Source organism: Anaeropeptidivorans aminofermentans (assembly GCF_940670685.1).
Lineage (GTDB): Bacteria > Bacillota > Clostridia > Lachnospirales > UBA5962 > Anaeropeptidivorans > Anaeropeptidivorans aminofermentans.
Window position 1 is genome coordinate 411588 of record NZ_OW711693.1, and the last position, 23242, is coordinate 434829.

Annotated in this window: 22 protein-coding genes; 11 read left to right on the forward strand and 11 right to left on the reverse strand. The window is 39.5% G+C overall.

Going from position 1 to position 23242, the window contains the following annotated elements; translation table 11 throughout:
* Window positions 1-159 precede the first annotated feature (159 nt).
* The 4 genes from NBX03_RS01610 to NBX03_RS01625 form a co-directional block, all read right to left on the reverse strand.
* Window positions 160-549 (reverse strand): hypothetical protein, encoded by a 390-nt coding sequence (locus NBX03_RS01610; protein ID WP_250229036.1) that lies wholly within the window; start codon window positions 547-549, stop codon window positions 160-162.
* Between the two features lie 17 nt (window positions 550-566).
* Entirely contained in the window at window positions 567-1943 is a 1377-nt protein-coding gene (locus tag NBX03_RS01615) for a phage portal protein (protein ID WP_250229037.1), read from the reverse strand.
* A gap of 201 nt (window positions 1944-2144) precedes the next feature.
* Window positions 2145-3398 (reverse strand): PBSX family phage terminase large subunit, encoded by a 1254-nt coding sequence (locus NBX03_RS01620; protein ID WP_250229039.1) that lies wholly within the window; start codon window positions 3396-3398, stop codon window positions 2145-2147.
* Between the two features lie 15 nt (window positions 3399-3413).
* Window positions 3414-3818, reverse strand: coding sequence for a hypothetical protein (locus NBX03_RS01625; protein ID WP_250229040.1), 405 nt, complete (start codon window positions 3816-3818; stop codon window positions 3414-3416).
* A gap of 951 nt (window positions 3819-4769) precedes the next feature.
* Here NBX03_RS01625 and NBX03_RS01630 point away from each other — a divergent pair.
* The 5 genes from NBX03_RS01630 (at window position 4770) to NBX03_RS01650 (ending at window position 10231) form a co-directional block, all read left to right on the forward strand.
* Entirely contained in the window at window positions 4770-5999 is a 1230-nt protein-coding gene (locus NBX03_RS01630; RefSeq protein ID WP_250229041.1) for an ABC transporter substrate-binding protein, read from the forward strand.
* Window positions 6000-6715: 716 nt separating this feature from the next.
* Window positions 6716-7597, forward strand: a complete 882-nt coding sequence (locus NBX03_RS01635; RefSeq protein ID WP_250229042.1) for a branched-chain amino acid ABC transporter permease — start codon at window positions 6716-6718, stop codon at window positions 7595-7597.
* 10 nt (window positions 7598-7607) lie between these two features.
* Complete coding sequence (locus tag NBX03_RS01640) at window positions 7608-8678, forward strand: branched-chain amino acid ABC transporter permease (RefSeq protein WP_334303373.1); 1071 nt, start codon at window positions 7608-7610, stop codon at window positions 8676-8678.
* Entirely contained in the window at window positions 8679-9527 is an 849-nt protein-coding gene (locus NBX03_RS01645; protein WP_250229044.1) for an ABC transporter ATP-binding protein, read from the forward strand.
* A gap of 2 nt (window positions 9528-9529) precedes the next feature.
* A complete protein-coding gene (locus tag NBX03_RS01650) occupies window positions 9530-10231 on the forward strand; it encodes an ABC transporter ATP-binding protein (protein ID WP_250229045.1) in 702 nt (233 codons plus the stop codon).
* 436 nt (window positions 10232-10667) lie between these two features.
* Here NBX03_RS01650 and NBX03_RS01655 read toward each other — a convergent pair whose 3' ends face one another.
* The 4 genes from NBX03_RS01655 to NBX03_RS01670 form a co-directional block, all read right to left on the reverse strand.
* Window positions 10668-10928: a TfoX/Sxy family protein gene (locus tag NBX03_RS01655; protein WP_250229046.1), complete on the reverse strand. Its 261-nt coding sequence runs from the start codon at window positions 10926-10928 to the stop codon at window positions 10668-10670.
* Window positions 10929-10951: 23 nt separating this feature from the next.
* Window positions 10952-11356 (reverse strand): DUF2500 domain-containing protein, encoded by a 405-nt coding sequence (locus tag NBX03_RS01660; protein WP_250229047.1) that lies wholly within the window; start codon window positions 11354-11356, stop codon window positions 10952-10954.
* Between the two features lie 608 nt (window positions 11357-11964).
* Entirely contained in the window at window positions 11965-12303 is a 339-nt protein-coding gene (locus NBX03_RS01665; protein WP_250229048.1) for a four-helix bundle copper-binding protein, read from the reverse strand.
* 867 nt (window positions 12304-13170) lie between these two features.
* Complete coding sequence (locus NBX03_RS01670; protein ID WP_250229050.1) at window positions 13171-13581, reverse strand: iron chaperone; 411 nt, start codon at window positions 13579-13581, stop codon at window positions 13171-13173.
* Window positions 13582-14026: 445 nt separating this feature from the next.
* Here NBX03_RS01670 and NBX03_RS01675 point away from each other — a divergent pair, with 445 nt between their 5' ends.
* From NBX03_RS01675 to NBX03_RS01695, 5 genes are all read left to right on the forward strand, one after another.
* On the forward strand, window positions 14027-15487 hold the full coding sequence (locus NBX03_RS01675; RefSeq protein ID WP_250229051.1) for an AlkA N-terminal domain-containing protein: 1461 nt from the start codon (window positions 14027-14029) through the stop codon (window positions 15485-15487).
* 11 nt (window positions 15488-15498) lie between these two features.
* Complete coding sequence (locus tag NBX03_RS01680; RefSeq protein WP_250229052.1) at window positions 15499-16038, forward strand: methylated-DNA--[protein]-cysteine S-methyltransferase; 540 nt, start codon at window positions 15499-15501, stop codon at window positions 16036-16038.
* Window positions 16039-16107: 69 nt separating this feature from the next.
* Window positions 16108-16461, forward strand: a complete 354-nt coding sequence (locus tag NBX03_RS01685; protein WP_250229053.1) for an antibiotic biosynthesis monooxygenase family protein — start codon at window positions 16108-16110, stop codon at window positions 16459-16461.
* A gap of 500 nt (window positions 16462-16961) precedes the next feature.
* Complete coding sequence (locus NBX03_RS01690) at window positions 16962-17252, forward strand: hypothetical protein (protein WP_250229054.1); 291 nt, start codon at window positions 16962-16964, stop codon at window positions 17250-17252.
* A gap of 953 nt (window positions 17253-18205) precedes the next feature.
* Window positions 18206-19399 carry a MalY/PatB family protein gene (locus NBX03_RS01695; protein ID WP_250229055.1) on the forward strand — a complete coding sequence of 398 codons (1194 nt, stop codon included), beginning with the start codon at window positions 18206-18208 and terminating at the stop codon, window positions 19397-19399.
* A 209-nt stretch (window positions 19400-19608) separates the two neighbouring features.
* Here the strand turns inward: NBX03_RS01695 and NBX03_RS01700 are convergent, their stop codons facing one another.
* From NBX03_RS01700 to NBX03_RS01710, 3 genes are read right to left on the reverse strand one after another with little or no spacing between them, the layout of a single operon-like run.
* A complete protein-coding gene (locus NBX03_RS01700; RefSeq protein ID WP_250229056.1) occupies window positions 19609-20436 on the reverse strand; it encodes a PTS system mannose/fructose/sorbose family transporter subunit IID in 828 nt (275 codons plus the stop codon).
* Between the two features lies 1 nt (window position 20437).
* Window positions 20438-21178: a PTS mannose/fructose/sorbose/N-acetylgalactosamine transporter subunit IIC gene (locus tag NBX03_RS01705; protein WP_250229057.1), complete on the reverse strand. Its 741-nt coding sequence runs from the start codon at window positions 21176-21178 to the stop codon at window positions 20438-20440.
* A 21-nt stretch (window positions 21179-21199) separates the two neighbouring features.
* Window positions 21200-21697, reverse strand: coding sequence for a PTS sugar transporter subunit IIB (locus tag NBX03_RS01710; protein ID WP_250229058.1), 498 nt, complete (start codon window positions 21695-21697; stop codon window positions 21200-21202).
* A 447-nt stretch (window positions 21698-22144) separates the two neighbouring features.
* Between NBX03_RS01710 and NBX03_RS01715 the strand changes: the two genes are divergently transcribed.
* Window positions 22145-23242 (forward strand): SIS domain-containing protein, encoded by a 1098-nt coding sequence (locus NBX03_RS01715; RefSeq protein WP_250229059.1) that lies wholly within the window; start codon window positions 22145-22147, stop codon window positions 23240-23242.

The following is a 23242-nucleotide window of genomic DNA, read 5'->3' on the forward strand; positions in this document are numbered from 1 at the left end:
TATTCATGTAGGCTCAAAAATGTAATGTTTCTAAAGGAAATCAGTGTTTTTGAGCCTTTAATGAATAGGTTTTTATTCCTTTTTTATAAGAAATTTACTATAAATCTATAGAAATGTTTATATTAAGCCATTTAAAATACACGGTTTTTGTTCCTATAATTAAAGCTTTACGCCGAGAAGCCTTGCGATTTCTTCTTCAGGGCCTTTTGCCGCGCTGAACTCCTCCGATTGCCTGATGCCTGTTTTAATATTTTTGGAAACAGGATTTAAGAATTCGGATTTTTCAATGACTTTATTCAGGGCTTCTTCAAAGGTCCCGCCGCCTGATGAAAGCTTTTCGGCTTTAAATACGGCGTATTCGGCTTCATCTTCCGAAAGGCCCTTTTTATAAGCTAAATTTAGCTTTTTCAAGCTTTCCGCTTCTTTTTGATAGGCTAAGGCTTGGTTCTCCTTTTCCAAAAGCTCCTTTTGAAGGGTTTCCATCGAGGAGCTTTCGAAAGCCCCTTCATTTTCTTCCTCGCTGAAATAATTTAATCTTAGTTGATGCATAAGCGCCTCCTGTATTTTTAGTTCTTCATTTTTATTTGTCCATTCATTTCCTTTGTGAAGGCCAGGGCGGTATCCTTATCCATATTTCTTGTTTCTTCAAAGTATCTGGCATCGCTTATAAGGCCAGCGTTTCTTTCCGTAAGCGCATCTTCTTTGATTTTTCTGCTGTCTTCTATGATGGAATCGTCAAAGTATACGGAAATTCCCTTCCATGAAATATTTTTATTAAGGAAATGCATACCCATATAAATTACGGCCTTTGCCAAATCCATAAGAGCCTTTCGTAAGATGATTTCATCTTTTTTTATTTTTCTGAATAAGTCGCTGTTTTCGGATATGACTTCTGTGGCTGTTTTAAGCCCTGTTTTTTCAAAGGAATAAAAATGCCTTCCCAATCCGCATTTTGCGGAAAGAAGGCTTAAATTTGCATTGAGGGCAGAGATATGCTCCTCTATGCGAAGCTCCATATTGACTTCCTTTATAAGCTCACCGCTTTCCCTTAAGCCGCTTAATCCGTAAAAGCAGATGTCGTTTGTGTCAAACACGGGGGTGAGCTTTGTGCCGTCTTCTCCCATAGAGACCTGGGCCAGAGAGGAGTCTATAAATATTCTTTTCTTACCTAAGTCAAATTCATTTATGAAGCTGTCATAAATGGTGTCTATCCCTTGCAGAATATCCAAAGCACCGGAGAAGGCCGATATTCCCATAGGGGAGGGGCTTAGAATATTATTTGCCGTATTGGGCTTTATAATCTGGAAAAAGGGCAGAGGGCTTTTCGTATAGATGGTTTCGGAAATACCAAGAATATCTTCTACACTCTCTTCTATAAGCCTTCCTTTTTCATATTTCAGAAGATGGTTTTTTATTACGTATTCCCTGTCTTCCAGTAAATGCATATGAATGTAAATATACTTTTCTCCGTTCATATGCTTAAGGCTTGCAAAGGCGCATTGAGTGATATGATCTCCTTCCCAGCTTAGGGGATAGATATTTTTTCCGTTTACATAATCTATGATAATTTCACCGGAATTAAATATCTCAACAAAGGCACAGGTTCCCAGAGCGTTGGCCCTTTCAAGAAGCTGGTTTGAAAGGGTTTGGAAATTATTTTTATCCAGAACATCTTTAAGAAAATCCATGCTCTCCTCATGGGGAAGGCTCCATTCCACCTTTTCATTCAGCATCAGGTCGGCCTTGTCCTCACATATTTTTTTGGCCATGTTCAGGCTTCGCCTTCTCCGGTTAACCATTTTTATTCCGTTATATTGGCCGTAGCTGTGGAAATTATCCACATCTCCCGTATAATAGGCCTCCCAAAGCTCCATGGCTTTATAAAAGGACCTGTCTACGGTGCTAAAGCCTTGTTTCTCAAAAAATTCAAATATATCCTTCATTTATTCTCCTTTCAACCTTTAGGCAATGTTTTAAAAATTCAGGTTTGCTTATTTTCAAACATTGCCTGAGATTTTCTTGAAGCCCCCTATAATAAATTTCTTATAAACTTATTTACTGCAAACAAAAAATACGAATTCCCTCGGGAAACAGTACATTTTTAAGCCTGCGAAAATATACCGTCTTGTTACGGTTTAAATTTACTATAAAAGATACTTAGTCATATTCTCCTGAATATTTTCCGTGGCATATTCAAGGGCGTCGAGAGAATCTATATTTGAGGTGAAATTGTCAAGGCGCCTGTCCTCTTTTGCGTTATCGTCCCACAGGGCTTCTTCAAGAGCTTTAATGATGATTTTGCACTTACTTGATATAGTAAGTGCCCTTTTATTCATCAGAAGGCTGTAGAAACGGATTCTTCCGAGGACAGGGCCTTTCTTTGCCTTAAATATATGAATCGGTATGCCTTTTTTAAGGCAGGCTGTTCTCAGGCCGTTTATGAGAACAGGTTCGGCAGAGTCGCAGTAGGCCGAAACAATATTGCTGCATTTATTTTTTTCGTAGAAGGAAATAAAGCTGTCAAAAAGCGCCGAAGGGGTAATTTCCCCTTTAAAATACCATTCGTCAAGGACGGCTATTTTTGAATAATCTTTTGCAATCCCCGTCAAGATGAAGGCATGGGCGCTTTTGTTTCCTCCGAAGTCAACCCCGATTTGAGAAAACGCCGCAGGAGGTATTTCATCGGTTATAAATTCTTCCTTATGCTCTATAAATTCCCTGTAAATTACCCCTTGGGCCGCCACCCATTTTCCCAGAATGAACCTATCGTAAAAAACGCCGGAAAATTCTTTTTTAAGGGCCTCAATATATTCTTTTCCAAGGAACGTATTATCCTCAAGATAGAAATTATATAAAAGCATGTCAATTTCTTCTTTTCTTTTAATATAGCCTTCCATAAGCCAGTGGGAAGGGCTGTCGGGATTTGTGGTTGCAAAAAGCTTTGCGTTTTTCTTTGAAAGTCTCGTAAGAAGCATTTTAAAAAATTCCTCATCGAAAAGGGAAAGCTCGTCGCAGTAGGCCCCTGCTAACGTAAGCCCTCTTATTTTTCCTTCGGCGCGGGTATCGTGTACCCCTTCAAGGAGGATTCTCCTGCCGAAAAGCCAACCTTCTTTTTTGCTTATGGAATAGGTGAAGTTTTTCTGGCCTACAAGGTCCGAAAGAAGGTCAAGGCAGTTTCTTTTAAGGGTATTCAGGCTTTTTGCGGCCATGAGATAATTTTCTCCTTTAGGCATAGACGCTACCCAAAATGCCCATAGAACAAGGCTTATCCACGTTTTGCCGCTTCTTACGCTACCTTGAAGCAGATTAATTCTTTTAAGTCCGCCGTTTTTTAAAAGCTGTAAAAGGGCGCGCTGTTTTTCTGTATATACTGAGGCAATCACCTCCTTTGGAGACAAAAGACATTAAAATTTCTATTCAGGAAAGTCTTCAATCAGCTTAGGCAATTCTCCCAAATCCCCTTCCCTTTTATCCTCTAAGGATTTAACGTAATTTATTATTTCCTTAGAAGCGCTTAGCCTTGTGCTTTCGCTGGAAGCATATTTAGAGAGAAAATTCAAGGTTTCGGCAGCTTGGGGAACCCCTGATTTAATCAGGCTTTCAAAAAGAGCAGAATTCAGCGAAAGGCCTTTTTCAAGCTCTTTTATAAAGAGAGCGTCTGACGTAAGCCATTTATATAGAAGCTCTGAGGACGCGCCTGTCTCCTTTGATATTTCTTCAATTCCCATTCCGCCGTAAAGCATAAGCTTGAGGGCTTTTTTCTGAATAGAGCTTAACTTTTTTTCGGAGGAAATGCCTTTTTCTTCATTTCTTTTCAAAGTAATACCTCCTTTTGTTCAATGAAGTTGCAGTAAAAATAAATAGAATAATAAAAGCCGGACAGTTATAGTAAACTTCAGGTATAGTAAATTTAAAGTTAAATAGTAGCAAAACCGTATATTCACGAAGGCTTAAAAATGTACCGTTTCCGAAGGAAATCCGTGTTTTTGAGCCTGCCGGGAATAGGTTTTTGCTGCTTCTTTATGATAAATTTACTATAAATAGCAATAAAGACCGTATATTCACGCTTTCTTAAAAAACCGCTTTCCAGAGGAAAGCGGTGGGTATGCGCCTATAGTGAACAGGGCTTTATTCCTTTTCATGGGAGCTTTACCATAACATCTTGCAGTCAAAACTTCACAATCCAATATTATTATAAAAAAAGTCTCATTGAGTTTCATGTGTCAATAAATTCAGTTAAAATGCTCTATGGGCAATTTGTATTAGAATGAAAGAAAAACGGCCCGTTTGATGATATAATTAGCGAAATTAATCATTGTTTATATAAAAAACAGAGGATAAATACGCTTAAATTCATGAGAATGCTATATTTTGATAAAATGGTATAGTCCTGATGTTGGAAATCACGGACAAGGGTCCCTAATAAACGACACGATTATGCAAATTTAACAATTTATGAGCGCGACTATAAAAATGGGTATTTTAGATTTGCTTTTTAATGGATGAATATGGTTTACAGGGGGCAGAGGGGCTATATACTGCCCTTGACAGGCATAAGGCTGCAAGCTAAAATTGTAGGAAGCATTAACGGCCAGGCCTGAATTAAAGGCATAGAGGGCGTCTATATATGTGTAAGAATTATACATATTCATTAAGATAAGTCTGAAAAGTCAAAATCTTAAACTGGTTTGCTTATACTTAAAATCCGGTGATAGCCGGTGTTTAAAATCAACTACATAACAATATAGACAAGAGGAGAGCGATAAAAGATGAAAAAACCACTTTATATGATATTAGCCTTAATGCTTGCCCTCGGAACAGTATCCGGGTGCGGAAGCAGCGGCAAAATAGAAGAAAAGCCTTCGGAAGAAGTGAAGCAAGGCGCTGAAGCAAAGCCCTCAGAGGAAAGTAAGCCGGCAGAAGGCGAAAAGACCTCAGAAGGCATATTTAAAATAGGCGGAACAGGCCCTCTTACAGGCGGCGCTGCCATTTACGGAAACGCAGCTAAAAACGGCGCTCAAATAGCCGTTGACGAGATTAATGCCCTGGGCGGCATTCAGTTTGAGCTTAAATATGAAGACGACGAGCATGACGCGGAAAAGGCCGTAAATGCCTATAACAAGCTTAAGGACTGGGGAATGCAGTTATCTTTAGGCTCCGTTACAAGTACGCCTGCTGTTGCTGTAAGTTCTGAAACTTACACAGACCGTATCTTTGCTCTTACGCCTTCGGCTTCTGCAACGGCCGTTACAGAAGGAAAGGACAATATGTATCAGATGTGCTTTGCAGACCCGAACCAAGGCCTTGCATCAGCTCAGTATATTTACGATAAAGAGCTTGGCTCAAAAATAGCCATTATATATAAAAACGATGATGTATATTCAAAGGGCATATACGATACCTTTGTAAATCAGGCGTCAAGTCTCGGCCTTGAAATCGTTTCAACTACAACTTTTACAGAAGACAGCCAGACAGATTTCTCCGTTCAGCTGACAGATGCCAAAAATAACGGTGCGGACCTTGTTTTCCTTCCCCTTTACTATTCCCCCGTTTCTCTTATCCTTCAGCAGGCAAAGGCAATGGACTATGCACCTAAATATTTCGGCGTAGACGGAATGGACGGCATACTTACCCTTGATTCTTTCGATACTTCTTTAGCAGAAGGCGTAATGCTCCTCACTCCTTTCAATGCAGACGCTGAAGATGAAAGAACACAGAGCTTTGTAAAAAAATATAAGGAAGCCTACGGTGATGTGCCGAACCAGTTTGCCGCCGATGCATATGACTGTATCTATGCTTACAAAATGGCCATAGAGGCATCTGAAAGCACCCCGGAGATGACTGCTCAGGAGCTTTGCGAAGCTATGGTAAAAGTATTTCCTACTTTAACCTTCCAAGGGCTTACAGGAGAAGATATTGCTTGGGTAAGCTCAGGCGAAGTTTCAAAAGGACCTAAGGGTATGATGATACAAAACGGCGCTTATGTTGGCATGGACTAAACTTCTGCTGAAACTTTTACATAGCCGGCGAATCTTAAAAGTATCCTTTATAAATCAAGATTTATTTGATTTTAAGACAACCTGCCGATATTTTACTTATATGTGTAAATCTTAATTCACTATATATAGCAAAATAGTTTAATTACAGTAACAAAAATCATATATTTTGAATGGCTCAATATAAATTCTTCTATTACACTAAGCCGTTTATGAAAAATAGGTTTTTGTTGCTACCTTAAAGCTATTTTACTGTAGCATGGCTTACAGTATACTTGATTTTTATAAGCTTATGGCTATAGATATGGGCTGTCGGGTAAAACTCGGTAGCCCCTTTTGCTTATAGTCGATTTTAACTGAAACAGCAGTGCAGATTTCTGCTGTAGAGGGGTGATGTTGGGATACGCCTACATCAGCTCTCTGCTATTTCATAGGGGATTTACTATAAAATATATTTCATATGTTTTCCTTGAATTAACTCGTGTAGTTTCAAGTTAATTTACTTTATAGTAAATTTTTTGCAGGGGCAGAACAAAAACCGGTTTACCATAGGCTCAAAAGGAAGGATTTCTTTCGGAAAAAATATATTTTGAGAAAATGTGAAAAAGGGCGGTTTTTACTGTTTTATTTGAAATTTATAATGAACTTTGAAGAGCCTGAAACTTCGGTTCAAAGGTCTCTTTTGTATAATACAAACTAATTATAAAGGTGTGTTTGTAATGACTTTTTTATCTTATCTCATAAGCGGCCTGAGCCTTGGAAGCGTTTACGCCATTATAGCCCTTGGCTATACAATGGTTTACGGTATTGCCAAAATGCTGAACTTTGCCCACGGGGACGTTATTATGATAGGGGCTTACGTTTGCTTCTTCTCCGCTTCTAAGTGGAACCTTCCCCCTGTTTTGGGGGTTGTTATGGCGATGGTTGTTTGTACGGCTTTAGGCGTTATTATAGAGCGGACAGCTTATAAACCTTTAAGAAGTGCTCCCTCTCTTGCGGTTTTGATTACGGCTATCGGCGTAAGCTATTTCCTTCAGAATTCGGCCTTGCTTCTCTGGTCCTCAAATCCTAAGGTATTTACGCCTGTTGTGCCTGAAATGCCCATTAAGCTTTTCGACGGGCGGCTTTCCATATCTTTGATTGCAATCGTCACTATTGTTGCCTGTATTGTCATTATGGCTGCTTTAACATGGTTTACGGGAAAGACGAAAATGGGAAAGGCCATGCGTGCCTGTTCTGAGGATAAAGGGGCTGCCCAGCTGATGGGCATCAATGTAGACCTTACAATTTCCGTAACCTTTGCCATAGGCTCTGCTCTTGCGGCAATAGCAGGGGTGCTTCTCTGCTCGGCTTATCCTATGCTTACGCCAACCATAGGCTCCATGCCGGGAATTAAAGCCTTTACGGCAGCCGTCTTCGGAGGCATAGGCTCCATCCCAGGGGCGATGCTTGGAGGGATACTCCTTGGCATCATAGAAATATTCGGAAAAGGTTATATCTCTACCCAGCTTTCCGACGCCATCGTATTTGCTGTTCTTATTATAGTGCTCCTTGTAAAGCCTGCCGGTCTTTTAGGCAAGCAGGTTAACGAAAAGGTTTGAGGTGGACATGATGAAAAAAAGCACAAAAGCATCAATTTTAAGAAATTTATCCATATACGGTCCTGTTATAATAGCCTTTATTATACTTCAGACCCTTGTGAACGGAGGAAATTTAAGCTCTTCTTTAAAAGGTCAGCTTGTTCCCATATGCGCCTACATAGTCATGGCAGTTTCTTTGAATCTTACGGTGGGTATTTTAGGAGAGCTTTCTCTGGGCCACGCAGGCTTTATGAGCGTAGGGGCATTTTCAGGGGTAGTAGCCTGTATTGCTCTTGAAGGCCTTGTACCTTCAAACCCCTTAAGAATGTTTATATCCATGGCTGTAGGTACAGCCTTTGCAGGAATCGCAGGATTTCTTATTGGTATTCCTGTTTTAAGGCTGAAAGGGGACTATCTGGCAATCGTTACTTTAGCCTTCGGAGAAATCATTAAAAATATTATGAACTGCCTTTATGTAGGCGTAGACGCCAAAGGCCTTCATTTTAGCTTTCTTACAAGCGCAAAGGACCTTAATCTGATGGAAGGGGGCAAGGTAATTATAGACGGACCTATGGGAATTTCGGGAATACCGAAGCTTTCTACCTTTGTCATGGGATTTGCTCTTATTCTGGTTACCCTTTTTGTTGTCTTAAACCTTGTAAACAGCAGAGCCGGAAGGGCTATTATGGCCCTCAGGGATAACAGCATTGCCGCCGAAAGCGTCGGCATTCCTGTTACAAGATATAAAATGATGGCATTTGTCGTATCCTCCGCCCTTGCAGGAGGGGCAGGAACCCTTTTTGCTATGAATTATTCGACGATAATCGCTACAAAGTTCAGCTTCAATACCTCCATACTGATTCTTGTGTTTGTTGTTTTAGGAGGCCTTGGCAATATCCGGGGCTCCATCATTGCGGCGGCGGTCCTTACGGTGCTTCCTGAAATGCTCCGCCAGTTTAACGATTACCGTATGCTGATATATGCCATCGTTCTTATATTCGTCATGATAATGACAAACAATGAAAATATTAAAGGCTTTATTGAAGTAACAAAACTTAAATTAATGCCAAAAGCCAAGCAGAAAGCAAAGGGGGACAAGTAAATGAGCCAAAATAAACAGGAAACAAAGCTTGTGCCCATACCTTCTACAAATATAATCCCCGAAAGGGATATTGATAAATTTCCCGTTTTAGACGTTCGTAATCTGGGCATCGATTTCGGAGGCCTTACGGCAGTAGACAGCTTCAATATGGGCATAGGAAAAACCGAAATCGCAGGCCTTATCGGTCCTAACGGAGCCGGAAAGACAACGGTTTTTAACCTCCTCACAAAGGTTTACCAGCCCACAAGGGGAACAATCCTCTTAAACGGAAGGGATACCCACAATATGAATACTGTTCAGATTAATAAGGCCGGGATTGCCCGTACGTTTCAGAATATCAGGCTTTTTACCAATTTATCCGTAGAGGATAATGTAAAGCTTGGCCTTCATAACAGCATTGGCTACAATATGTGGACGGGGATATTCAGAATGCCTAAGTATTGGAAGGAAGAAAAGCGTGCCCGTGAAAAGGCAAGAGAGCTTCTTTCCATATTTGATATGGCGGATATGGCAGACCATCAGGCAGGTTCTTTGCCTTACGGCGCCCAAAGAAGGCTTGAAATCGTAAGAGCCTTAGCGACGGAACCTTCCCTTCTTCTTTTAGATGAGCCGGCGGCGGGTATGAACCCTTCGGAAACGGCAGAGCTTATGGAAAATATCGTTAAAATAAGAGATACCTTTAACATTGCAATTATGCTCATTGAACACGATATGAACCTGGTTATGGGTATCTGTGAAGGCATCTGTGTTCTTAATTTCGGCAAGGTCATTGCAAAGGGCACGCCGAGAGAGATACAGAACAGCCCTCAGGTTATCGAAGCCTATTTGGGAAAGAAAAGGGGTGCTTAAATATGCTTAAGGTGAATGACATCAATGTATATTACGGTGCAATCCATGCCGTGAAAAATGTATCCCTTGAAGTAAACGAAGGTGAAATCGTCACCTTGATCGGGGCCAACGGAGCGGGGAAAAGTACGATTCTAAACACAATTTCCGGCCTTCTTCGCACAAGGACGGGAGATATTAACTTCTTAAACGGCAATATAACCGCAATGGCTCCCCATCGGATTGTTGAACACGGCCTTGCCCATGTTCCCGAAGGAAGGCGCATATTTCTCCAAATGACCGTTGAGGAGAACCTTGAAATGGGTGCCTTTACCCGTACTTCAAAGGAAGCGGAAAAAGACCTTGAATCCGTATATAATTTATTTCCAAGGCTTCTTGAAAGAAAAGACCAAACCGCAGGGACCCTTTCAGGAGGCGAACAGCAGATGCTTGCCATGGGAAGGGCATTTATGAGCCGCCCCAAGCTTCTGATGCTCGATGAGCCTTCCATGGGGCTTGCGCCTATTCTTGTAGAGCAGATATTTACAATCATTCAAGAGCTTAATAAAGCTGGAACCACCATACTCCTTGTTGAGCAGAACGCTCAAATGGCTTTATCCATTGCCGACAGGGGATACGTTCTCGAAACAGGGAAAATAGCAATTTCCGGCACGGGAAAAGAGCTTTCTGAAAGCGATGAAATCAGAAGGGCCTATTTAGGGGGCTAGAACCGGTTTTAAGGTTGGAAAATCGACGCGGATTTTATTTGAAAAATGGAGCTTGAACCGAATCGGAAAGATACCCATCATGGAAGGCAGATTTTGCGGAGCATAATTTCTAAAGAAAAACGCAGAAATGATTTTTAAGCTTTTTCTTTTTGGCGGAAAAGAAAACTGTATGAAAGTCCGCTTAAAACACGTGCCGTTTCATATTACCAGCAAGGGTACATTTCGATTGTTTTTGACGAAGCAATTACTTTTTCAGGCAGAGCGTCTAAGATTTGGAGTTTCAAAACATGCTGTAAGGCCTAAGATTAAATAAGCTTAATTATATTATACCTAAAGAAAAAACTATGCTTTAAAAAGATAATAATTTTATTTGGTTATAGAATATATTTTAAAAGCCAATTCTTTTACCGGCATAAAAAAGCTATGAGGCGAAACCTCATAGCTTTTTATGTTTATTATAAAATTCCTTAAGCTCTAATTTTCGTTCTTCTGGGATTAAAGTCTTCTTTATACCAAGAATAGCCCCTTCTAATCCCAAAAGCCTTTGAATACAGGCAGAAGAGTCAATGGCCTGTATTTTAAGCCATGCCTTTTCTGAACCGGATGCCTTAAGCGCTTCAAAATTATTTATGCCAACTTCTATTAACTGTCTTTCAGTGTCTTTTCCTATGTTGGGAAGCTTTAATAAATCTCCCATATGAATTCTCCTTTCCTATGAGCCTAAGCCCTCTGCCTTTCAAATCCCAAATATCTGGTCCCCTGAAATGTAAGCGTGCCCATGTCGTTTTCAATAAGCATACCGTATTCCTTATCAGGGACTAAAAATTCCATTCGGTCTCCGCTTTCAACTTCAAAAGTAATAAAATAAGAAGTAGAGGAGGATGTAGAGTGCATATGATGATCCGTTCCGGCATGGTTCCGATGAATACGTACGTCTGAACGCTTTGATATAACCTTTGCCTTAACGGAAAGAACAGGGGAGTCGTTATTTCTCTTCCATTCTCTGGCCCCTCGGACAGCACCGACAAGGATCATTCCGAATACAAAAATAAATCCCAGTATGACGATGATAGGTACAACAGAGAACATAATATTTCCAAGAGTATCAAAAGGAGAATAAAACATAAAAACCTCCTGCGGTTATTTGTATTATTTTCAAGAGAATAATTACTAGAATATTTTAATTATAACTCTGCAGCAGGTAAAAATAAAGGCATAAATGGAAATCGCCACTGTTTCTTAAGAAATGGTTTTGCTGATAAAAATATAGAGCAAATAAATTTGAAAAAAGACGAAGTTTAGTAAGTTTCTTTTAAAAAAGCAACAAAAGCCTATGTGCTAAAGAACAAAACTTGAATTTATTTATATAAATCTGGGCCAGATACTCCTAAGTTTACAAAGCATATTTGAACCGCAAGACGGTTTTCAAATTCAATCAGCATAGGTAGAGATGAAAAGATTTCTGAACATAGAAAAACAGACAGGAGGTTTTAGCTCCTGTCTGTTTGATTTTTACATTACAGTAAAATAGCTTTAAGGTAATAACAAAATCGATTTTTCATAAACGGCTTAATACAGCAGAAACGCTTATATTAAGCCACTCATAGTCAACAAAGCTGAAAATATCTTTGTTGACTATAAGGGGACGTTTGCCTGAAAATACTTAAAAAGTGTTTTCAGGTTCACTAAGTATAAAATATACGATTTTTATTACTGTAAATAAACTATTTTACTTACATTGCCATACAGGCCGCGGCGCATTTTTGGCATTCGGCAGCGCATTGTTGGCAGTGGTCGTCTTTAAACTGGGCACAGCCGTTGGCACACTCTTCGCAAACTTTAGCACATAACATACAAAATTCCTTGGCATGCTTTGAATTCATTGTCATGAGGCAAGCCGCCTCATTGCATATGCCTGCGCATTCCATCATCATAGCAATATGATTGGTTCTGCTTTCAACATCCGGTTCCTGCAAACATAATACAGCACATTCATGGCATGCCTGGAAACAGCGCAGACAGGCATCAATGCATTGCTGATAGTTATTTAATGGTTTTCCTACAATACTCATTGGGTAATAGCTCCTTTAACTTAATTTATGTTATATTGTTTGCAGAAGCTGTAAAAATATTCAATAATAGAACTGCTCTAAAGGAAGCTTTATATAAAGCTATATTAGAATGCCGGATATTTTTCAGTCAATACATAAGGCCGTAAGTAAGTAAAGTTTATTTAACAGGGGTAGGTTTATGATGAATTTTAACAGCGCTTATAAAAAGCAAAAATAAAAAATAGACATAAGATAAATTAATCTTATGCCTATAGCAAATTAAAGTTAAACAGGAACAAAACCGTATATGCCTTGAATTCATATGAAATAGCAGTATTGTCAATTTGCTTTTTTTTATTATGTCTCCTAAAGTCAAATGCTTATAAAGGTATAAAAGCAAATTGATTATATGAGGATTCAAAAATGTGTTTTAGAAGAAACATAATAAATCATCTTTGTGAAACTGCCTTTATTTGATTTTATATATGAAAGCCCCGGGTCTGTTGCGGCATAAAGGCAATTACACTATGTTTCCGAAGGAAATCCGTATTTTTATATTATAATAATTCTCAGCTTAAATAGGAATAAAACAATTTCATTTTATTTGAATGAATGGTTTGGTGAAATTTATTCTTCCTTACTGTTTAAAATGAAATTGTCTATACGCGAACTTGGAAAAGGATACGGGCATAAGCCTGCAAATCTTTTTAAGTGAGCGTTTTCTTATGGTTATCAAACTTCTTTTTTATGTTGGTAAAGATGAATCCACAGTGCATCGGTTTTCGCTACTTCTTTATAAAAAATTTACTGTATTTACTTAAATTATTGGCGTAAAAATGGATTTAATCTTGCATCTTATAGGGACCTATTTTATAGAATCAGAGCCCATTAATGATGATTTCTTGTATCATAGCACCATTTTGCTATTTCTGAAATCAGATGAAGGGGCAATTCTTTGCTGTATGGAAACTGGATAGCGCCCTTGCTTGTTTTATATTCTGTGAGCTGTTCAGAAAAATGGGCTACAGCTTTATCGCCGGGGTATATCCCCATATGCTTTTTAAACGCCGCAAAATGAATAATATTCTGCTTATGCCAGTAAGTCGGCATACTCCAGGAAATACGCTCTTCTGCATCTGGAAGCGTTTGCCTTAGGGTATCCCGTATTTGATTTAAAAGCGGCTGAATATCCTCCGGCTGAGAAGCAATATAGGCGTCAATTGTTTTCGGCGGTTCACCGCAGTAGTGGTCTTGATTTATGTTTTTAAACTCCCGTCCGCACTTAGGGCATTGCCACATGGCCGCTCACCTCATTTTATATAATGATAACCTTTTTTACAGTATACCAGTTTGCACATCTGTATTCAATGATAATAAACAGAAGAGAAGATTCCATAATTTTAAAAATCATGTCCGAAAACGGCCAGACATTTTCACGAAATGTGGTATACTGTGAATAAAGAGAAAGTTTAATTGATTTTATTAATATAAACTATGCTTTTGATATATAGTAAATTTGCTTTTCTTCCATAGTAAGCAACAGGTTCCAAGAAGGCATAAAATCAAGGAAAAGCAAATTTACAACACTACTGTTTTACTTTTATTCGAGTATACAGTTAATTTGCTTTTACACCGCTGTAAGTATTTGGCTTCAGAGGGCATCAAATAAGAGAAAAGCAAATTGACAATGCTGCTATTTCTTTTGAATTCAACTATCAAACTGCTTCAAAAAGGAGGTTACGCTATGGCGGATAATAAAGATGCATTGTATCTGGCGTTTAAGGCGAAAGATGCGCGCTTTGACGGGCGTTTTTTTGTAGGAATATCCTCTACGGGCATCTATTGCCGTCCGGTTTGCCGGGCGAAACAGCCTAAAGCCGAAAACTGCAACTTTTATGCCACTGCGGCGGAAGCTGAGCAAGCAGGATACCGCCCCTGCCTTTTATGCAGGCCGGAGCTTGCCCCGGGAACTTCAATTACAGATGCTACTGCCAATTTGGTTTACAGGGCGGCAAGGATGCTTGAAAAAAACTGCGGAAGCGGTCAAAGCTTAGAGGAAACCGCAAAGCGGCTGGGCTGTACCGGCAGGCATTTGCGCCGGGTATTTACGGCGGAATATCATGTCTCTCCCATTCAATATTTACAAACATGCAGATTGCTTCTTGCTAAAAACCTGCTTACAGATACGGATTTGGCGGTGCTGGAAGTTGCAATGGCATCAGGCTTCGGCAGCCTTCGCCGCTTCAATGACCTTTTTAAAAAGCAGTACAAGCTTTCCCCCACGGCTTTACGAAAAGAAATGAAAGAAGAAAAAATCCATAACGGAAGCATTACCTTGGCATTAGGCTACCGCCCCCCTTATCCTTGGGAAGAAATGCTTCGCTTCCTTGCCGGGCGCGCAATAAAGGGAGTGGAACTTGTAAAAAACGGGGCCTACAGGCGAACGGTCTGTCTGAAAAATTCGGAAGGAAAGCATCTATACGGCTGGGTAAAAGTAGACCACAATCCTAAAAAGAACGTATTAAATGTTACTGTAAGCGAAGCCTTGCTTTCGGTGCTTCCTCAAGTGTTAGCCAGGATAAAGCATTTATTTGACTTATATTGTGACCCTGATGAGATTCATGAAACCCTTCAAATAATGAACCATATCAGGCCCGGCCTTTGGGTTTTGGGAACAAGGGTGCCTGGGTGCTTCAATGCCTTTGAAATGGCGGTTCGGGCTGTTTTAGGGCAGCAAATTACTGTAAAAGCCGCTAGCACATTAGCGGCAAGGCTTTCTGAACATTACGGCAGGCCCATTGAAACAGGAATGGACGGGCTAACTTACACCTTTCCCTTGCCGGAAGAGGTATTTGCCTTAGGAGAAAATCTTCAAAATTACTTTGGCCCTTTAGGTATTATAGCTTCCCGGTCAAATACTATTTATGAATTGGCGAAGGCATTTGTACAAGAAGAAATTGATTTTGACTATCCGGCAAGTCCTGAGGAAGAAATGAAAAAGCTCCTGTCCATTAAGGGTATTGGCAGCTGGACGGCTCAGTATATTGCTATGCGGGCTATGGAATGGCCCGATGCTTTTCTTGAAACAGACGCAGGGGTAAAAAAAGCATTGCAGCCCTATACACCAAAGGAATTATTGAAAATGGCAGAAGCATGGCGTCCGTGGCGCAGCTATGCCACAATGAGTCTATGGAACACTCTATAAGGAGGTATCTTATGTATTATAAAACAATATACCCATCCCCCTTGGGAATAATTACTATGGCAAGCGACGGAGATAATCTTACCGGCCTATGGATTGAGGGGCAAAAATATCATGGGGGCACTATTTTCGAAGATATGGCAGAAAATAAAGACATGCCTATATTTGACACCGTGAAAAAATGGCTGGACAGGTACTTTGCCGGCGAAAATCCCCTTATTTCAGAATTACCCTTAGCCCCCGCCGGAAGTGATTTTCGCAAAGAAGTATGGCATATTTTATGTGAAATACCTTACGGCGAGGTTATAACTTACGGCGGTATCGCTAAAAAAATGGCGGCTAAAATGAACAAAGAAAGCATGTCAAGCCAAGCGGTAGGGGGAGCGGTGGGTCATAATCCCATATCGATTATTATCCCCTGCCATCGGGTTGTTGGGTCAAACGGAAGCTTGACGGGATATGCCGGCGGCATTCATACAAAGATAAAACTGCTTGAACTGGAAGGCGTGGATATGTCCCGCTTTTTTGTGCCTTCAAAAGGTACGGCTCTTTAATATCTGGAGATAAAATAAGTCATTCATAGGAGAAAAGAATAAGAGCAAAAAACGAAAAGAGGGGTAAATTTGATTTTAGTATTGTTTGAGGTTACTATAAAAGAAGACCGCATGGACAGCTATCTTTCCATGGCCCGTAAGCTTAAAGACGATTTGGAAAAGGCGAAAGGCTTTATACGCTCCGAGCGTTTTTCAAGCCTTATAAACGAAAGAAAGCTCCTTAGCCTTTCTGTTTGGGAGAATGAAGAAGCTGTAGAAGAATGGCGCAATCAACAACAACACCGCAAAAGCCAGCAGCAAGGCCGAGATTTAATATTTGAAAGCTATAGGATTACCGTCGCATCCCCTATAAGGGCCTATACAGATAAGGAAAGACAGGAAGCGCCGGAAGATTCCAATGCTTTTTTTGGAAATATTGAATAAGTTTTTGAATCAGTATTGATATAGCCGTAGATTCCTTTAGGAATCTGCGGCTTTTTAATACTTGAGTATAGGGATTCCTTTTATGATGCTATGATAAACTCCTACAGGATATAGCTTACAGTAAATTTAAAGTGAAACAGGAACAAAACCGCGTGTCCGCTTAGGCTCAAAAATGTGATTTCACTATGTTTCCTGCGGAAACCTGTGCTTTTGAGTAATAAAAAAGGGTCTTTTACTTAGAGGGCAAAGCCGAAGCGGTTCAAATAAGCCCCATAAACTTAGGGAGCGCCGATTCAGGATTTATACAAGTAAACCCCAGTTTTGTTCTGTAGCGAATCGTCTTTTATTCCTTCTTTATAAGAAATTTACTGTAAACATCAAACTATGAAATTTATTAGTAGCTTATAAGTTTCTTAATATATTTACGTTGATAAGTACCTTTGTTATAGTTTAAGTATGGTTAAAACAAACTAAAGATAATTTAAACGGAGGTGTGAAATATGAGCGCAAAAGCTTATCTTGAAATCACAATGGCAATAAACCCAGAGAATCGGCCGGCAGCAGCTAAGGTATATACTGATTATCGCGGACCGTTTCTATCCCAGATTAAGGGAGCTGTGTCTAAAGAACTCCTTATTCGTGATGAGGATGTACAGGTATTGCATGGCTTTGACAGCGTTGAGAATGCAAAGGACTATCTTGACAGTGAAATGTTTAAAAACGATGTTGTCGTTGGCTTAAAGCCCTTATGGAGTGCGGACCCTGAGGTTAAGATTTACACAGTAGCTTAGGTTTTTATCCGGAAACCGGGGGATTATCCTCCGGTTTTTAAAGTTTATTCAGCTAAGAGCATTTTAAACAGTAAGGAAGCTGTGGTTTTGTCATATCATTATATTAGAGTAAATTTCTTATAAAGAAGTAAAAAACCTATTTACTGCGGATTCATCGATACCAAATAAAAAACAAGTTTGATAAGGATAAGAAAACGCTCACTTAAAAAGATTTGCAGACTTCCGCCTGCATCCTTTTCCAAGTTCGCGTATAGACAATTTCATTTTAAACAGTAAGGAAGAATAAATTTCACCAAACCATTCATTCAAATAAAATGAAATTGTTTTATTCCTATTTAAGCTGAGAATTATTATAGTATAAAAATACGGATTTCCTTCGGAAACATAGTGAAATTGCCTTTATAGTAAATTTCGCTGAAGGATGTAATAAAAATCTATTTTTCATAAACGGCTTAAACATATAAAATTCCTATATTTAAGCCATTTACAGCCAACAAAGATTAAAATATCTTTGTTGGCTGTAAGGGGGCGTTCGCCTGAAAACACTTTAACAGTTTCCCTGTAAGTGTTTCCAGGTTCACTAAGCATAAAATATACGATTTTTATTACTGTTTCATTTAAAATTTACTATATACCGTAATAGACATAAGCCTTTCAATATATAAAATCAAATAAAGGCAGTTTCACAAAGGCGTTTTATTATATTGCTTCTAAAACGCATTTTTGAATCCTTGTATAGTCAATCTGCTTTTATACCTTTATAGGCATTTGACTTTAGGGGACATAAAATAAAAGAAAAGCAAATTGACAATGCTGCTATTTCATATGAATTCAAGGCATATACGGTTTTATTACTGCTTCAATTTAAATTTACTATAGAGTAAATGAGATTGTCTTACTGCTGTTTAAAATGAAAATTACCATAGTTAACTAAAGCAGGAAAGGGCAGATATATGTATAATTTTGATGAAATTATTGATAGAAGAAACACCAACGCATTAAATACAGACGGATTTCGCGATTATATTTTTCACGCGGATGACGCTATGGTATTTCCTTATGAAGATGATGAATTCATACGTATGTGGGTTGCAGATATGGAATTTGCTGCTCCCCAGGTTATTATTGACGCAATGAAAGAGAGGCTTGACAGGAGAATTTTTGGCTATACCCGTATTTTTACCGATGATTATTATAATGCCTTCGCTAAATGGTGCAAAGACAGATATGATTGGGCATTTGATAAAAAGCATTTAGTAACGTCTAACGGGATTATTCCTGCACTCTATGAGCTTGTGGGGCATATATGCAAACCAGATGAAAAGCCCTTATTCTTAACCCCATCTTATGCTTATTTTAAATACGCGGCAGATTTTAATGAAAGGGAGCATGTATGCTCCGACCTTATTAATGTGAACGGATTTTTTAAAATTGATTTTGAGGATTTTGCTCAAAAGGCTTCTGATGAAAAGACGACCCTTTTAATTCTCTGCCACCCTCATAACCCTACGGGAAGAGTCTGGACAGAGGAGGAGCTTTTAAGGCTTGGAGAAATTTGCATAAAGAATAAACTGTGGATTATTTCAGATGAGATCCATTGTGACCTTTTACGAAAGGGAAAGCACCATATCCCTCTGGCAAAGCTCTTTCCTAACTATGATAGAATTATAACCTGCATGGCCCCCAGCAAGACCTTTAATCTTGCAGGATTAATGATTTCAAATATTATAATCCCAAATGATAAGCTTAGGCAGCTGTGGCTTAAAAGGCATTATAATTTTGATAATCCTTTGAGCGTAGCAGGGGCCCAGGCCGCCTATGAAAAAGGTGCAGACTGGCTTGAGGCGCTTCAGCATTATTTAGATGATAATTTTCTATATACAAAGGATTATTTAGCTAGAAACCTGCCTGAAGCAAAATTTGAAATATCAGAAGCGACGTATCTTGCCTGGGTTGATGTATCTGCTTATTTTGACGGCAGCGAAGATTTGCCCATGTTTTTTGCCAACAAAGCAGGGGTTTTACTGGAAGGCGGAAATATGTTTGTCCGCAATTCAGATTGCTTTATCCGTCTTAATCTTGCCTGCCCCAGGTCTATAGTAGAAGAAGGGCTTAAAAGGATTTGTGCGGCCATATTAAACAAATAATACAAAAGCTCTTTAAAAAAGCGCCATAGACTTGACCTAAGGAGCCTTTAATAAGAGCAGAAGATAGAAAGAATATTAGAAGAAGAATAGATTTTGAGAATATCTCTCTATGAAATATATTCGAGAATAAAATCAATCTATTTATATATACAATAAAAGCGGCAATCTCTACAGCGTTTAGCCATAAAGGATTTGCCGCTTTTATATTTTTACATAATACCAATTAATGTAAATACAATGCCGACTGCAAAGAGGAGGAGAAGGATTATATTAGGATTATTTCCTTTTTTAAGCCTTGAATAAACCCAAAATGATAAAAGCAAAGGCAATAAACCGGGAACAATGCTGTCAAGTATTTGCTGAAAGTCAAGAGGAACGCCTTGCATGTCAAGCTTCAAATTAATGGGGAATTTAACAATGGTACAAACTAAACCGCCGATAACCGTCAAGCCGAGGATTTTTGCGGCCTCTGTTGCCTTTGTAAGAGTGCCGTCTGCGGATATTCTTGCGAGGAATTCACGGCCGCCGTTATATCCTATTTTCATGCCGAAATATCTGGTTAAGGTACTGGGCACTAAATTAAGAAGTAAATATAAAATTAAGCCGATTACATTTCCTGCGGCGGCAAGAGGTGCGCCGACACCGGCGGCAATAACCCTGAAGGTGCCCCAGAAGAAACTGTCGCCGATGCCTGCAAGAGGTCCCATAAGGGCTGTTTTAATGGCATTAATTGATGAGGGGTCCATTGTACCTTGAGCGTTTGCATATTCTTCTTCCATAGCACAGCTGATGCCTAAACAGAAGGGAACAAGGGCGCAGGTGGTATTAAAAAACATATGATGGCGTTCCAAAGCCTCTATAAGGTCTTCTTTTTTCGGATAAAGCTTTGTAAGCGCCGGTATCATAGCCCGGCAATAAGGGGTTGCTTGCTGTCTTTCATAGGAGTAAAGGCCTAATATCTGGTAATGCCTTAAAAATACTGACCGAAGTTCTTTTTGCGTTAGTTTTAAACTTTTTTCTGCACTTACAGTACTCACATTAATCCTCCTCCGCTTCTGCCGGTTTCATTTGATAATATATGAAAGCACATACGGCGCCTGCTATGGCGATACCCATGCTGCTGATTCCAAGATAAGATGCAAGGAAAAAGCCCAAGAAAAAGAAGCCTGCAAATTTAATATTCCATGTAAATTTAAGCAGTGTTGCGATACCGATTGCTGGCAATAGGCCTGCCGCGTTTGAAAGGCCTGTTCTTATAATAACAGGGATGCTGTTTACAACTGTGTCAACTGCCCCGGAGCCTAAGGTATAGGCGGCAAATACAATAATAAAGTAAACGACAGCCAAAGTACCGCCGCCTGCCATACCAACCCAGAAAATGGTTTTAAGATCCGCTTTTTTAACGGCGCTTTCTGCAATAGGCGTCCATAAAAGTGAATTTACAGTAGTTATCACAGTACCTAAAATAGTTGCTAATAAAGCAACGGGTATAGCGATTGTAACGGCTTCTTCTACAGGCATTCCATTATGTATAACGAGAGCTGAGGATATGACGCTTCCGCTTACAACTTCGGCAGGGGTGGCGCCGATCTGCACTACGCCCATCCAAATAAGCTCCAATGCTCCTCCAATCATAAGCCCCTTTGTAAAGTCCCCAAGGACGAATCCAACCAATGCACAAAGCCATATGGGCCGGGCGATCATTTGCTGGCCAAGCCAAGCCTGTTCAATTCGTCCATATGCGGCAATCAACCCTACGAGTATTCCTTGAACCACCATAATTTCCCCTCCTAATAGAGCTTATTCAAATTTTTTAGCGATTTCTTCATAATCTGCTTTGGCAACCGTAGGCGTTATCTGGGCAAAAACCTCTACGCCTTTATTGTGAATTTCTTTAAGCACCTGGAATTCCTCCGGCGATATATAGACGTTTACGACTTCTTTTTTCCCTTCTGTAATACGCCCGCTTTTTTCGTCCAGCGGAGGGCCGACGTTAAGCCTTCCAATACCTTTTACATTGTCAATTAAATATTTGGCGTCATAGACATTGCCGACGATAACAAAGAGCTTTTTCTTATCATATTTACCGCTATTAAGGCGGTCAACTGCCTTCTCTTTGCTCCAGACGAACATATCTGCATTTGCAGGCTTTGCAAGCTTTAATGTCATTGTTTCAAACGGGTCGTTTGCCGCCCTGTCGTTTACAACGACAAAAGTATCTGGGTTGACCTCACCCATCCATGATACTGCTACCATGCCGTGCACCAATCTTCCGTCAATTCTAACCAGTGCTATCATATAATGCACCTCCCTTTTAAATTATATAGTAGAAATAAGGTTTGATAAGTTTTCTTTAAGACAACCTATCCTTTGCAATTCATACCTGTGTTAAAGATGAGTATATCCGAAACTATTCGTATATACAATAGAGACGAAGCAGCATAAAAATATAAGCGTGATAGATATAATTGTATACTAAACCTCGTATTGTTCAAAACTGATAAAATGCCATGCCAATATAGTATATACAAAATTATAATCATACAATATAATATTGTCAATATAAGTATAGTTGACAAAATAGCCATATTTTAAGGATAAATTTCATTACATTGACAAAAGTCTCATTTATCAAGGCAAATTCTGATTATATTATTTACTTTTATTTGTATATATGATAAAGTTTAAAATGCGATGCCATGCAAATTGAATTTTAAATATGTATATAATTATTAGGAGGTCGTTATGGAAAAATTGTCTATGATAGGGCATGTGAAAGACACGCAAAGAGTGCTGAAAAGAGCTTTTGACGAGCGCTTTGATTATGGAAAGCAGTTTATCGAAACTATGGCCAAAAGAGATTTCAAGAAAATATTCTTTTTAGGTTCCGGAACTTCACACCATTCCATGCTTGTAATCAGAAATATGTTTGTTAATATTCTTGGTGTTGAAGGTGTTGCATGCCAGCCTACATTATTTGCTTACCATGAGCCGGCGAACCCTAACGGTATGTATACAAAAGATCAAATCCTGGTTATGGGTCTTTCACAGCACGGAACAAGCATTTCAACCTGTGAAGCTATGAAGAAGGCCAAGAGGGAAGGCTACTATACCATAGGAATTACAGAAGAATTAGGTTCACCTATAACAGAATTAACCGATGAAACGGTTCGCCTTGTTTGTGAGCAGGAAGAAATAGGCCCTGAAACAAGAGGATATACAGAAAGCCTTTTTCAGTTTTATATATTAGCTATTGAAGCGGCAAAGGCCAAGGGGATTCTTGATGAGGCTCAATATAACAAGCTGAACGAAGATGCAAAATCCCTTATGGAAAATTTTGATACCATTGTCAATGAGAGTATCGCATGGTTTGAAAAACAAAAGCCCGGTCTTCTTGAAATGAATAAATCCTCCATATCAGGGTATGGGCCGAACTTTCCGACGGCTCTGGAAGCGAGGCTTAAGTTTTTTGAAACCTATGCAAAACCCTGCACAGGCTATGAACAGGAAGAGCAGATGCACGGTCCCTTAAGGGCATATAATGCAAACAACTATATCTTTATGATAGGTTCCGGCGGACCGGAATTAGAGCGTTTACAGGCGCTTTCAAGATATTATAAAGAGGCCTTTACAAAGCATGTATACGTAATAACCTCAGAAGACATCGAAACGGGGGAGCAAGATTTAAAATTCAGCTACAAAACAACGGATATCCTTTCTCCCATTATTTATGTTGTGCCATTCCAGGTGCTTTCAGCTTTATTGTGTGAAGCAGTTGGCATCGATACCAAGGTAAGCCCTGTGAAAAACCGCTCCGTATCTTCCCATATGAAGAGAGGCTAA

What these genes read in the sequence shown, in the direction of transcription:
- NBX03_RS01615 (WP_250229037.1), bottom strand. Translation starts at nt 1,943, where the DNA reads ATGAAGGATATATTTGAATTTTTTGAGAAACAAGGCTTTAGCACCGTA.
- NBX03_RS01635 (WP_250229042.1), top strand. Translation starts at nt 6,716, where the DNA reads ATGACTTTTTTATCTTATCTCATAAGCGGCCTGAGCCTTGGAAGCGTT.
- NBX03_RS01690 (WP_250229054.1), top strand. Translation starts at nt 16,962, where the DNA reads ATGAGCGCAAAAGCTTATCTTGAAATCACAATGGCAATAAACCCAGAG.
- NBX03_RS01660 (WP_250229047.1), bottom strand. Translation starts at nt 11,356, where the DNA reads ATGTTTTATTCTCCTTTTGATACTCTTGGAAATATTATGTTCTCTGTT.
- NBX03_RS01695 (WP_250229055.1), top strand. Translation starts at nt 18,206, where the DNA reads ATGTATAATTTTGATGAAATTATTGATAGAAGAAACACCAACGCATTA.
- NBX03_RS01640 (WP_334303373.1), top strand. Translation starts at nt 7,608, where the DNA reads ATGAAAAAAAGCACAAAAGCATCAATTTTAAGAAATTTATCCATATAC.
- NBX03_RS01665 (WP_250229048.1), bottom strand. Translation starts at nt 12,303, where the DNA reads ATGAGTATTGTAGGAAAACCATTAAATAACTATCAGCAATGCATTGAT.
- NBX03_RS01705 (WP_250229057.1), bottom strand. Translation starts at nt 21,178, where the DNA reads ATGGTGGTTCAAGGAATACTCGTAGGGTTGATTGCCGCATATGGACGA.
- NBX03_RS01650 (WP_250229045.1), top strand. Translation starts at nt 9,530, where the DNA reads ATGCTTAAGGTGAATGACATCAATGTATATTACGGTGCAATCCATGCC.
- NBX03_RS01710 (WP_250229058.1), bottom strand. Translation starts at nt 21,697, where the DNA reads ATGATAGCACTGGTTAGAATTGACGGAAGATTGGTGCACGGCATGGTA.
- NBX03_RS01630 (WP_250229041.1), top strand. Translation starts at nt 4,770, where the DNA reads ATGAAAAAACCACTTTATATGATATTAGCCTTAATGCTTGCCCTCGGA.
- NBX03_RS01715 (WP_250229059.1), top strand. Translation starts at nt 22,145, where the DNA reads ATGGAAAAATTGTCTATGATAGGGCATGTGAAAGACACGCAAAGAGTG.
- NBX03_RS01610 (WP_250229036.1), bottom strand. Translation starts at nt 549, where the DNA reads ATGCATCAACTAAGATTAAATTATTTCAGCGAGGAAGAAAATGAAGGG.
- NBX03_RS01680 (WP_250229052.1), top strand. Translation starts at nt 15,499, where the DNA reads ATGTATTATAAAACAATATACCCATCCCCCTTGGGAATAATTACTATG.
- NBX03_RS01655 (WP_250229046.1), bottom strand. Translation starts at nt 10,928, where the DNA reads ATGGGAGATTTATTAAAGCTTCCCAACATAGGAAAAGACACTGAAAGA.
- NBX03_RS01645 (WP_250229044.1), top strand. Translation starts at nt 8,679, where the DNA reads ATGAGCCAAAATAAACAGGAAACAAAGCTTGTGCCCATACCTTCTACA.
- NBX03_RS01675 (WP_250229051.1), top strand. Translation starts at nt 14,027, where the DNA reads ATGGCGGATAATAAAGATGCATTGTATCTGGCGTTTAAGGCGAAAGAT.
- NBX03_RS01670 (WP_250229050.1), bottom strand. Translation starts at nt 13,581, where the DNA reads ATGTGGCAATGCCCTAAGTGCGGACGGGAGTTTAAAAACATAAATCAA.